Source organism: Serratia sp. 2723 (assembly GCF_050434425.1).
Lineage (GTDB): Bacteria > Pseudomonadota > Gammaproteobacteria > Enterobacterales > Enterobacteriaceae > Chania.
In genome coordinates, this window is sequence record NZ_JBNDIN010000002.1 from 305,300 (window position 1) to 316,609 (window position 11,310).

The 11,310-nt window shown below is 50.1% G+C and carries 11 protein-coding genes; 2 read left to right on the plus strand and 9 right to left on the minus strand.

Features of this window, described 5'->3' with window-relative positions; genetic code table 11:
* Positions 1 to 35 precede the first annotated feature (35 nt).
* The 8 genes from ABIE29_RS04055 to ABIE29_RS04090 form a co-directional block, all read right to left on the minus strand.
* Complete coding sequence (locus ABIE29_RS04055; protein WP_429616943.1) at positions 36 to 800, minus strand: SDR family NAD(P)-dependent oxidoreductase; 765 nt, start codon at positions 798 to 800, stop codon at positions 36 to 38.
* A 35-nt stretch (positions 801 to 835) separates the two neighbouring features.
* Positions 836 to 2,143 (minus strand): MFS transporter, encoded by a 1,308-nt coding sequence (locus ABIE29_RS04060; protein WP_429616944.1) that lies wholly within the window; start codon positions 2,141 to 2,143, stop codon positions 836 to 838.
* A gap of 123 nt (positions 2,144 to 2,266) precedes the next feature.
* Positions 2,267 to 3,313, minus strand: coding sequence for a LacI family DNA-binding transcriptional regulator (locus ABIE29_RS04065; RefSeq protein ID WP_429616945.1), 1,047 nt, complete (start codon positions 3,311 to 3,313; stop codon positions 2,267 to 2,269).
* Positions 3,314 to 3,709: 396 nt separating this feature from the next.
* Entirely contained in the window at positions 3,710 to 4,015 is a 306-nt protein-coding gene (locus ABIE29_RS04070; protein WP_429616946.1) for a type II toxin-antitoxin system RelE/ParE family toxin, read from the minus strand.
* The gene (locus ABIE29_RS04075; protein ID WP_021179555.1) at positions 4,015 to 4,269 is read right to left on the minus strand and encodes a type II toxin-antitoxin system Phd/YefM family antitoxin; all 255 of its coding nucleotides are present in this window, start codon (positions 4,267 to 4,269) and stop codon (positions 4,015 to 4,017) included. The genes ABIE29_RS04070 and ABIE29_RS04075 overlap by 1 nt, the downstream gene beginning before the upstream one ends.
* Before the next feature lie 132 nt (positions 4,270 to 4,401).
* Positions 4,402 to 5,151, minus strand: coding sequence for a DUF3142 domain-containing protein (locus ABIE29_RS04080; protein WP_429616947.1), 750 nt, complete (start codon positions 5,149 to 5,151; stop codon positions 4,402 to 4,404).
* Entirely contained in the window at positions 5,121 to 7,298 is a 2,178-nt protein-coding gene (locus ABIE29_RS04085) for a hypothetical protein (RefSeq protein ID WP_429616948.1), read from the minus strand. The genes ABIE29_RS04080 and ABIE29_RS04085 overlap by 31 nt, the downstream gene beginning before the upstream one ends.
* Before the next feature lie 122 nt (positions 7,299 to 7,420).
* A complete protein-coding gene (locus ABIE29_RS04090) occupies positions 7,421 to 8,002 on the minus strand; it encodes a response regulator transcription factor (RefSeq protein ID WP_429616949.1) in 582 nt (193 codons plus the stop codon).
* 899 nt (positions 8,003 to 8,901) lie between these two features.
* Between ABIE29_RS04090 and ABIE29_RS04095 the strand changes: the two genes are divergently transcribed.
* The gene (locus ABIE29_RS04095) at positions 8,902 to 9,717 is read left to right on the plus strand and encodes a winged helix-turn-helix domain-containing protein (protein ID WP_429616950.1); all 816 of its coding nucleotides are present in this window, start codon (positions 8,902 to 8,904) and stop codon (positions 9,715 to 9,717) included.
* A 4-nt stretch (positions 9,718 to 9,721) separates the two neighbouring features.
* Positions 9,722 to 10,198, plus strand: a complete 477-nt coding sequence (locus tag ABIE29_RS04100) for a hypothetical protein (protein WP_429616951.1) — start codon at positions 9,722 to 9,724, stop codon at positions 10,196 to 10,198.
* 17 nt (positions 10,199 to 10,215) lie between these two features.
* Here the strand turns inward: ABIE29_RS04100 and ABIE29_RS04105 are convergent, their stop codons facing one another.
* Entirely contained in the window at positions 10,216 to 11,112 is an 897-nt protein-coding gene (locus tag ABIE29_RS04105; protein WP_429616952.1) for a LysR family transcriptional regulator, read from the minus strand.
* Positions 11,113 to 11,310: the final 198 nt, after the last annotated feature.

Sequence of the window (11,310 nt, forward strand, 5' to 3'; positions counted from 1 at the left end):
AGGAGGACAGGCAGGTTGTGCCTGCCTGGGTAGGATCACATACGGTAAATACCGCCGTTAATATCGATGGTGGCGCCAGAAACGAAGCCGTCATATTCCGAGGCGAGGAATTTAATCACCCGAGCGACGTCTTCCGGGTTCCCCGCGCGGCCAAGGGGAATGCCATGGATGGTTTCATCGGCAGATTCCTTGCTGGTATGCAGGTTATGGAAGCGAGTGCCAAGAATAAGCCCCGGCGCAACGGCGTTGACCCTAATGCCATGTTCACCCAGTTCCGCCGCCAGGGAGCGGGTCCAGGTTAATACCGCCCCTTTGGTAGTAGAGTAAACCAGCGAACCAGAATGCCCGCCGGAACGGCCAGCCAGTGAGGCCAGGTTGACAATGCTGGTTCCGCCCTTGGCACTTTTTAAGTAAGGTAGCGCGCTTTGCGTGACGTTCAGCATGGTCGTCATATTGACATCAATCACCGTCTGCCAGAATTGACGGTCGATCTCACCGAGCCATTTACGGGCGATAATGCCGCCCACGTTATTGATCAGTATGTCTATCCCCCCCAAAAACTCGGCGGCGGCAGCGACGCATCGCTGGGTATCTGCGGTATCGGTTAAATCCGCATAACCATAGGCGGCGCGTTGACCGCGTGAATGGGCTAACTCAACCAGTTCCTTTGGCCCTTCTTCGCCACTGAAATAGTGGATGTAGATGTCACACCCGGCATTAATCAACTGCTCTGCGGTAGCTTTGCCGATCCCCTGCTCGGCACCGGTAATAAACACTTTTTTACCCGTTAGATTTCCCATTTTATTGCCTCTCGATTATCTGTAGATAAAGCCAGTTATGAGCGAATAACACCTTCACGCTGTTTGGCGCAGTAAAAAATGCAGATCAATCCGGTAACCAATAAACACAGCGACAGGAAAACCAGCCCCGGAATATTGCTGTTAGTGACATCCTTTAATAACCCGACCACATAAGGCGCGGCAAAACCCCCGATATTGCCGATACAGCTCACCACCGCCAGCCCGGCCGCCGCTGCCGCACCGGTAGAGATGTTGGCAGGCATGGAAAGGAATGAAGGAACCGCAGTATAGATACCTATCGAAGCAACGCTCAGGAACATCAGCGCGACCAACACGTTGTAGTTGAAGAACACCACTGCCCCCATCAGGCCAAGGGCAGCGACAATCATGCTGATGCCGGCAAACACGCCGATTTTTTTACTTTTACTGGCCCATAGGCTCCACGGATAAACCAGCAAGGCGGCCAACCCATAGGGGATAAAAGCAATCAGGCTCACGCGGAAAATATCATCGCCAGAGATGGCTGTGATGATGGAAGGCAGCCACATCCCGAAACCGTAGATCCCACACACCATGCCAAAATTCAACATGGCGTATAACAGATACTTTTTATTTTTTATGCCTTGCACAAAATCAGACAGCTTGACCTTGGAACCCGATTTACTGCGCGTGGCGTTGTTCATCAGCCAGGCTTTTTCTTCCACATCGAGATAGCCCACGTCTTTCGGTGAGTTCTTGATAATAAATGGGATAAACAGGCCAATAATCACCGGAGGAACGCCTTCGAGGATAAACAGCCACTGCCACGGCTCCAAGCCAAACCAGCCATGCTCAACGTTAAGGATCAGCCCGGAAATCGGTGAGCCGATGGCGTTCGATAACGGTTGGACGATGATAAACATACCGAGGATCTTGGTACGGTACTTCTCCGGGAAAAACACGGTAAAGTAATAAACTACCGAGGGGAAAAACCCCGCTTCGCAGACGCCCAGCATAAACCGACAGATATACAACTCCATCGGCGTGCGGACAAAGCCCATCAACACGGCAAATATCCCCCAGGTGATGAGGATCCTGGCAAACCAGATACGCGGGCCAAACTTGATGGTTCCCGCATTGCTGGGAATTTCAAACATAAAATAGCCGATAAAGAATATCCCGGAGGCAAAGCCAAAGGCCGAAGCGGTTAACCCCAGGCTATCTTCCAGAGCAATAGCCGCATAGGCCATATTATTACGATCCAGAAAAGCCAGAAAGTATAATAAGATCATTAACGGGACAATATTCAGCGTCATTTTTCTAATGGCACTGCGTTCAATTTCCTGAGGCGTTCTCTTTTGCATAATAGAATACTTCCAATGTCGTTAATCGGAATAATAATCTGCTACAGGCTTGCCTGATGGGCGCAGGTGTATTTACCTGATAATCAATAATGCTATTTAATCGTTCTCGTTACTCTATGCGTATTATGGCGTGACGGTTATTACCGACTGGCGGCTGACTAATGTCGGCGGGAAAATAAACTCCTCTGGGGCTAATGTAGGCTCCCCTATGCGCTGCAATAAGCGCTCTACCATCACATTGGCCATCTCGGCAAGCGGTGGCATGACGGAAGTCAGCGCGGGCCAGACCAGCCCCGAGAGCGGAATATTGTCGATCCCCACCACCGAGATCTCACCAGGCACAGCCACTCCTGCCTCCCGCAGCCCCGCTAGCAGACCAATGCCCAAAGCATCGTTGATAGCCACCACACCATCCGGGCGCGGAGAAAGTGCAAGCACCTGAGCGGCCAGGGCAAAGCCCAGCTCGGCCATCTCGGTATCGCCATACTCACCACTGGCTTTACCCTCTATCACCCGCTGCTGAGCGGGCAGGCGATGATTACGCACCACGGTCAGAAACCCTTCAATCTTATGGCTGCGGCTCATGGTCAGACTGGCCTCGGTGGCAAAGACGATATTGCGGCAACCACGTTCGATCAGGTGTTGAGCCGCCAGCCGCCCGGCCTCTACGTTGTCCATTGAGACGCTGTCGAATAGCCGGGCGTCAGCGGTGAGGCTCCCCGCCATCCGGTTGTCGTAGTTGACAATCATCATCCCCATTTCGGCAGCCTGTGCGAAATGGATCTTACGGGTATCACTCGCGGCGACAATAATGCCACGCACCCCATGGGCGAACATATCTTCGATAAAGGTACGCTCTTCGTCTTCCTGCCGGTAGGTATTGCCCAACAGCACCCGATAGCGGTGCTCTTTAGCCGCCAGGTCGACCTCGCGAGCCAGGGCAGAAAAGCTGGGATTGACGATCGAGGGGACCAGCAGGCCAATCATCCGGGCATGCCCGGTTTTCAACTGCTGCGCCACTCTGTTGGGCTGATAGTTCAATTCGCGCATCACCCGTTCGATACGCAGCCTGGTTTCCGGGCGCATCTGATCGACCCGACCGTTTAAAACGTTGGAAACGCTGCTCACGGAAACACCGGCGAGATGTGCGACATCACGAATATTAGCCATGTTTTCGCTCCCCTTCCGGTGCTGACGTTAATCGGTGACTTTAGGGACAAAAACCCACTAAATTACCGCTTAATCAATGCGTTAAATACGCAAACTGACATTATCTGTATCGTTTTAGTGAAACGATGCAGATCAATTTATAGCGGAGATATTTTTCAATCAAGCGACTTTATCGGCCGCGCAGCGATTGCGTGATGCTTTTGTGAAAGCTATCAAACCCAGCGCCATGGCATTACTAAACACGGGTAAAATCCCCGGCTGTTTAGTCAGTGTTTAGTGGTGGGATTAAAGGCTGGAATGGGGTTTGGATGGGTACTGCATGCAGCGCTCCTACATAAATAGTTTGCAACACAGGAGCGCGAAAAAACAGCCAAAGAGAGTTCCTTCATCCTATGTTCATATCCGACGATTTAATAACAACGTTGGCAGGCGACTCTGGTGAACAACGCCGATGATAGAAATTCCATCATCGGCACGTTGATAATAGATCGTATGGCTCATATACGGAAAACTCCATATATCCAACCCTAAACTTTCAACTTCATTGCTGCCCATCCCCGGTATATTAGCCAGATGCTGCATAGTGGCACGCATACCAGCCAAGTATTCCCTTGTTGTCAACGTTCCAAACTGCCTTAGAGAAAATGCCTTTAATTCGCGCAAATCCTCTCGCGCATCGTCAGTCAGTTTGTAACTAGCCATTAGAGATCCTTCATCAACTCATCAAATACCTGATCACCCTCATGCAACTGGCCAGCCTCTGCCTGAGTAATGGAACGCGCAAGCTTGGCGCGCAAGCTTTGCAGTTTCAACGCTTCAAACTCGTTGTAATCCTCAACAGACATAACCACTACAGAAGGTTTACCGTTTTTGGTAATGCTGATCGGCTCACGCTGAGCTTTAGTTATCATCTCACCAAACTGGGTTTTGGCCTGGTTGGCCGTAAAGCTAATCATGGCAATCTCCTCAGTCGTTCAAATAGGTATAAATCGTTCGATTCGCACCTATTTTAGACCAGTTAAGTTATGCATACTAGCATAAGCAAATAATATGATTATCCAGTTGATATACTTAAATAAAATGAAAAACTATAGGTTGATATTCAACAGAAAAACCACCTCACCGCGATAATAAGGCGATGTGGCCAGCCGCCGTTGCCACTCGGAGTTCCAGTCGCCCTGCTGCACCAGACCGATTTTGAAGGGAATGTGTAGCTTAAGCAGCGCGGGGAGATAGCGTTCATATTCCGTGACCGTGCGCCGCCCCTGATAGGTTTGGATCACCAACTCATCAATTGGCAACGCATTCAACTGGCTGACGTTACCGGTCTTTGCCCAATCGAGCAGGCCAGTAACCCCCAAAGCATATTCTTTGGGTAATCGGCCGCGCAGCTTGTCGAGAAACTCCGCGTACTTATCCAGCTGATAGGTTGCCGCGTCGAAGTCGATCTGTAGCCCTACCACCCGATTGCCTGCCGCAGCCCAACGGGCAGGCAGACGCACCGCCGAGGCCAATACCTCGTCGGACATGTCCAGGGTTGCGACGCGTACGGTGATCCAGACGGCGGGAGCCTGGAGCTTGCTCAGCGGCAGCCCCAACTTCAGAAAACGAGCGCCCTGGCGGCCGTTCACGATTTCCCCCTGATGGAGATAGAGCAGATCGGCCTGCTGCAATGCAGGCTGCGGCCAGACGCCAGACCAAAGCCAAAATGCACGGTAATCATGCGCATTCACATATCGGCCAGCCTCGTTATCCGCCGCTACTGTTGTTGCAGAGATCGGCAACCACAGCAGCAGCAATAACCGCATTACCAATAGTATTTGAGCTTCTGTTCCCACTGGTTCCCTTTATATTGGCTCTTCAACAGGTTAAACCAACGTTGGCGGGTTTTCTGCGAGATCTCCTGCCGATCACAGCTGTTATAGCCGGAAGGTGAGAAACACATCACCGCCCGGTACAGCGCATAGGTTTTATCTTCCGGCTCGGCTTTGGGATCGGCGATCACTTGCTGATAATATTTTAATCTGCCGTGCGCTTTATCTTGATAAAGTTCGGTTCTGGCCAAGTCATCCAGCTGTTCATTGGCCCCCATTTCCGCTTCGGTGCTGATATCGGCAAAGGTGGTACGCAGGAACTCGGCCACGCAGTTCATGGCGTGCGCATCAGTCTTGTTCTTCGCCAATACGACAACGTTAGCGTCTAAAGAAGCACAGAAATAGCCAGGCTCGGTCTGGCTGCCATCCCAATCAAAAACGCTGAGTGCGACATCGCCAAATACCTGCGGGTCAGGCGTTTGTTTGATATTTTTTTTCAGCTGGTTGTCGTCAATAAACCCCTGATAGTCGCCCACCATCAAATCCTTAAACAGCAGCGTATGCAGAGCAATGGTCTTTTCTTCATCATTGGGTGCGCCCACGGCCTGCTGTTGCAGCAACGCTTTATTGGCCAGGCTTTTGAGCACCACTGAGCGATAACGCAGGTTATTGATTGGGCTGTCCGGGGCAAAAATAGCCGCCGTTTTATTTTCCTGCACCAAGGCGGTGGCCAACATCAGCTGCAGATACTGTTGCTGGTAAGGGGCAAGCTTCATGCCAAGCAGATGACGCCAATGGGCTTCGGCACCCTGCCAATTTTCCTGCATCACCAGAGCATCGCCGTAGAGGACCTGTTGGCTGAACGCGATGAGATCGTTCGCTGCCAGCGGTGCCGCAGGCTGGATCGCCTTGGTGACCGCGGCATAATCCTTTTGCTGATAGAACAGCCAGGCATTATGCATATATTCCCAGAGCGGCAACTGATTGGCGGCAACAAACATTGGTTTGTACCCCTGCAGCATCTCATCGCTCACTTTCGGCATCGACTGGTTATCGAGATTGTATTTGCGCAGCCACTTCATGGTTTGGGTGAAGGTCAACAACGGGGCATCGGCACTGCTGACAAAAGGCTGTTCTGCGCTGTCATAAGGAATGTTGCGGCTCAGCAGAATTTGGTCCCCTTCATCAATCATCGCGCCAAGCGTATTGATATCGGTGGTCGCGGTTATCTCGCTTTCATACAGCTGTGCCAAACGCGGCCAGTCGGACAGATACCAATTCACCCGGCGCTGTAATCCCTGCACGGAATCCACATATTCGCCTTTGGGATAAGCGGCCAGATAAGCCTGCGCACGTTGCAATGCCAGGGCCCCCGCCTCTTTATTAGCCCGCTGTGGATCGAACATGCCGTACTGATCCGTGGCATTTTCAGTGATCTGGTTTAAGGCCACGCGGAACAGCATATACGCGGCGGTTTCGGCTACCCATGGTTGATCCGACTGTTTTAACCGTTGGAACCCAGTATCCGCATCGGCAAACTGCCCCTGATAAAACTGTTCTGCGCTGGTGAGGTAATCTCTGAACGCCGCCGCATGAGAACCCTCGGCATAATTTGCCATCAGCGGTAAAAATTGCTCCGGCTGCACTTCACTGCGGTAAATTTTGGCCCGGCGCAACGCCAGCAAATCGCGTTCGGCCTGATCTAGCCGTTGGTCGGCCAGCAGGACCTGGAAGAATTGGCTGAGTGAATCTGAATTATTGGACACCCAGCGGCCTTCATTTTCTGTTGAAACCCCGGTTAACCCCGACGGTTTAATGCCCAGGCTTACTGCTAGCGCATCAAGAGGGTTATCCTGCGGCACGGCGGTTTGAGCTGGTGCAGTGGCCTGATCGGTTTCAGTAGCGGCCTCACCAGGGAACAGGCCAAACGTGTATCCTCTGCTACGGCTAATATCCTGCGGCAACGACGACAGTGCCACGGGTAAATTGCGCATTCCCGCTGCCAGCATCAGCAGATTGACGCGGGTATCATTATCGGCGGCCAGGTAGGGCACACCGCCCATTGCGCAATAATCGCTCCAACGGCACCCGGTTTCATCGGAAGAGGCCTGTGCGAACTGGCTGGTACCAGCGATGGTTGAGACCATCGCGGCTACTATGAGTTTTTTCATCGGTGTCCTTACTTATCTCCAGTGCTCACTCTCATCCCGAGTGAATTTTGCCTGAGATAGTGTCGTAAACATTGAGAAAAAACAATACGGCGAAAACCAACCGGCATACGCGGGCTATTCCCCTACCACAGGCCACCTTGCCGCAGCCAGTAATATAATTCGCCATTACGCTTGAAGCCCAGCTTGCGCATCGCCGTGAGTTTATGGGTGCTGACGGTCTTGACGTTAAGCGAAAGTTTGCTCGCGATCTCGTCAGGCGTTAATTCCTGTGAGATCCCTTGCAGAACGTCACGCTCGCGCGGTGTCAGATGCAAATGGCGACACACACTTACCGTATCGGCAGCCAAAGACGACTGGCTTGCCTGCTCAAACATCTCCTCAACCAGACGCACCAAGGCATCAGGCCGTTCTTTGCGACCTAATAGTGCGAGTTCATGCTGACGTATTATATTCTCAGCAGCCGTATCCTGTATGATAATCGTCCCAAGCCGCCGGTTTACTGGATTTTCCCGGCGAGAATTGAACCGCGACGACCAGCCAAAGGGATTGACACAAACCATCAGGTCGATCGCTACCCCAGGCGCAACCGGCACAAAACTCCATGTACAACCTTTAGCCAGAAAGTAGTCCTGCAAAATATGTTGAATGCCCAGAGCAAAATAACGGTTGCTATCCTGAATAGCGATAACAATATGTGGTGTCATTTTAGTTCCTCATGATTTGAAACAGAAACGGGGGTTACTTCAGACGTGGGCTTGTTCTTGGCGCATTCAGGTAATATCAACAATGGATCCTTGCCTATTTATATGTCCCCATCCCAAGACAGAATGTGCAATCAAAGAGGAAAAAGACGCCATAATAAATCGGCTAGAAAATACGGTGATAATATGGGTTACGTTCATATGGCAAGTCATCCTTGATGCTATCGCCTCCAGACAAGGGATGCGGATACCTTCGTATGCCCAATATAGGTTATACCCATAATGGAGTAGCCGATTACTGGTCAGCTAAAGTGCAACCGGCAACCGTCTTGAATTTCCCTTCGGTAACCCGTCCCCCTGCTGGTAGGCACTGAGGTTCAGGGTATGCAGTTTTTGGATGGTGGTTGGCTCAGTCTGCTTAATAGGACCACTAGCATCCGCGATGACGAGACTAGCCCCCAATACCCAAGGGTCTGCGACGGCACCGACGTTACCATTAAAGGACACAGTCACTTTGTTCTTGGCGTTTGGCTCGTTACCGACTTCACCGTTACGTACACTTTTTGGACACTTTCGCCAGTAGGTTTGGTATTGCGATAAATCTTAATGATCAGACAGCGAACAAGCAAAATAACCTGCTTAATACACAAAAATTAGAATTAATAACTAAATATTATTGGCTTTAATATATTTAATGTCGTTTTGGGCAGTAAAAAACCAGCAACCAAGTAGGTAATACTGCCTTGAATTCAACTAGTTATTATTGCTGAAAAAATAGTTCAAATCAGGGTTGACTACGATAGCAGGTTACAACTAAATTCCTACGCACAGTCACCCCATTAAGACTATTCTTATCACTGGACGCAGTTCAACACTAACACCAAGGATGCTCGGTTATCGCCATGAAATACATAATAAACCTTAATATTATCTTTGATCCTGACAATAGAATATTGACGGTTAAAAACGACATTCAACAATCTGTTGAATTATCAAAGCCAGCGACCCGGTTACTCAGTGAGTTGATCAACAACAATAGGGTCAACCTTGCTCGCGATGATCTGCTAAAAAATGTCTGGGCGGACTATGGTTTTTCGCCGTCTAATGCCAGCCTGAATAACCATATTAGTGAACTACGCAAAGCCTTCACTAATCTCGGTGTGAGTAAAGATATAATTTCCACCGTTCCCCGCGTCGGTTTTCGAATGGATGCGGAAATCCATCCAATACAAAAATCGGAACAGGGAATAACAGAAGAAGCAGCGGTCAGCGGGGTTCCTGTCACTGAAGAATCCAACACCTCTTCAGGCGCCATACCACCTGTAATGACCGAGCAAGGAGAGCATCAATCTATCTATTTATCGTTAAAAAAACACAAGATGATAATCTACATACTTGCTCTTTTACTGTTACTGACCACGGTAACTGGCACAACCATGCTGAGACACTCCCAAAAAGAGAGCGTGAACTTCGTGGTGACTCATGAAAAATGCAGTATCTATAACTTAAATGATGACAAGCCAAATAAAGATTTTACGGCTAAAATCCTCAAGGAAATGGCAGCAGAAGGCATAGACTGTACACGAGAGGATATGGATGTTTTTTATGCAGAGGCACACCCTAATAATGAACGTTTCAGAATCCGACTGCTCGCTGCCTGCAGTAAAATTGATGCGGCAAGCTATAAAAATTGCTTAAACTACAAGACGATAGAGTGATAATATGAAAAAGATCGTCGTAACACTGCTGTTGATTATTAGCTTAAGTTCAATTCTTTTTTACCTGTATCAGTGGCAGTCCCTCAAGCCGTTCCATTGTAATGCCCAGGTGTTCGCGCACCTCAAAATCGATGAAGCTGACGCCGTTGAGGTCAACACCCATGTCGACATCATATTTCGGTCGCCACATGATGGGATTATGAAATTTTCTGGCTCAATCAAGAATAAGGGAAATAGCTATAACCTGAGAAGAACCGTCTACTTTACCGTCACCCCTTCGGAGCTGGAAAACGTGAACGAAATCGTCTTCACCCGTACAGAGAGCCACCCCTTGGATAATACGCCAGAAAACCTTTGGCATAACAGAGTGTTACCACAAACCCCAGGCATCGGGTTTTACTCAAAGATCAAGGAATTAAATAATAACGCGATCATTATCAAAGGGTTTACTAATCCGCTGGTTGTCTGCATTCGCCAGTAATCCCAGGCCCAAAGACGCTATCGGCAATGCTGCCTGAACAGACGGGCCAGATAGGCCCCCATCGGCGTCAGCGTCGTATCCTTACGCTGGATCAGGTAGAAAGTGGCTTGCGGTAATACCTCCTCCAACTCCAGCGCCACCAGATGGCGGCCCAAAATGGGATCGGAGATCACATCGACCGACAGAATACTGACAAAGTCACTCTGCGCGACCAAGCTGGTACAGGCCATAAAGGTCTCGCAGGTGACACTGATCGCCGGTGCCATTCCCATATCACCAAACAGTTCATGTAACAGGCGGTAGTAGCTGCCATTGGGGGTTGGCATAGTCCAATCACAATGTTGCAGTTCCTTGAGCGTGCGGGCGTTCTCACACGGGTGCCCCTTGCGTACCACCACCTTGTATTCTCTTTCCATCAGCCGCTCAAAGCTCAACTCATGGTCCATACTGCTGGGATAATAGGTATTAATGGTAAAATCCAGTTCCCCCTGACGTAGCTCCGGGATCATCGAGACCAGTTGCCCTTCCACAATACGCACCTTCACATTGGGATATTCACGGTGAAACTGGGTGATCACTTTCGGCATCACCGTGCGGGCTACGCTGCCACCGACGCCGATATTGACCGAGCCGCCTGCTAGCCCCAACCGCTGCTGAATATCCTCCTGCGCCACCCGCAGCTCTTCGAGGATCAGGCTGGCATGCTGAAAAAAGTTATCACCGCAGTCGGTTAATACCACCCCTTTACTACGGCGGACAAACAGCTTGGCACCGAGCACCTCCTCCAGCTCCTGAATCGACTTGGTCAACGCAGGCTGGGAAAGGTTACAGGTACGGCTGGCGGCGCGGATACTGCCCTGGCGGCTGACCTCCACAAAGGCGCGTAACTGGTGCAATTTTATCGAGGCTGGCATAGGCGATTTACGATAACCATTGTTTATCAGTAGCAAGATATTGGCATCTTATTTAACCCGATGCCATTGTGTACATTCGAAAAAAACATAAAAAATAACCCAATCGTTATTTCGCTTATTTAAACGCATTATCGCCGTTAATAAGCGCCATTCGCGGCTTTTAAGCAACTAATTACGTAAATAATCAATTTTAATTTA

Bases quoted from the DNA above. Each gene is read 5' to 3' on its own strand.
- ABIE29_RS04055 (WP_429616943.1), bottom strand. From the start codon at position 800: ATGGGAAATCTAACGGGTAAAAAAGTGTTTATTACCGGTGCCGAGCAG.
- ABIE29_RS04060 (WP_429616944.1), bottom strand. From the start codon at position 2,143: ATGCAAAAGAGAACGCCTCAGGAAATTGAACGCAGTGCCATTAGAAAA.
- ABIE29_RS04065 (WP_429616945.1), bottom strand. From the start codon at position 3,313: ATGGCTAATATTCGTGATGTCGCACATCTCGCCGGTGTTTCCGTGAGC.
- ABIE29_RS04070 (WP_429616946.1), bottom strand. From the start codon at position 4,015: ATGGCTAGTTACAAACTGACTGACGATGCGCGAGAGGATTTGCGCGAA.
- ABIE29_RS04075 (WP_021179555.1), bottom strand. From the start codon at position 4,269: ATGATTAGCTTTACGGCCAACCAGGCCAAAACCCAGTTTGGTGAGATG.
- ABIE29_RS04085 (WP_429616948.1), bottom strand. From the start codon at position 7,298: ATGAAAAAACTCATAGTAGCCGCGATGGTCTCAACCATCGCTGGTACC.
- ABIE29_RS04090 (WP_429616949.1), bottom strand. From the start codon at position 8,002: ATGACACCACATATTGTTATCGCTATTCAGGATAGCAACCGTTATTTT.
- ABIE29_RS04095 (WP_429616950.1), top strand. From the start codon at position 8,902: ATGAAATACATAATAAACCTTAATATTATCTTTGATCCTGACAATAGA.
- ABIE29_RS04100 (WP_429616951.1), top strand. From the start codon at position 9,722: ATGAAAAAGATCGTCGTAACACTGCTGTTGATTATTAGCTTAAGTTCA.
- ABIE29_RS04105 (WP_429616952.1), bottom strand. From the start codon at position 11,112: ATGCCAGCCTCGATAAAATTGCACCAGTTACGCGCCTTTGTGGAGGTC.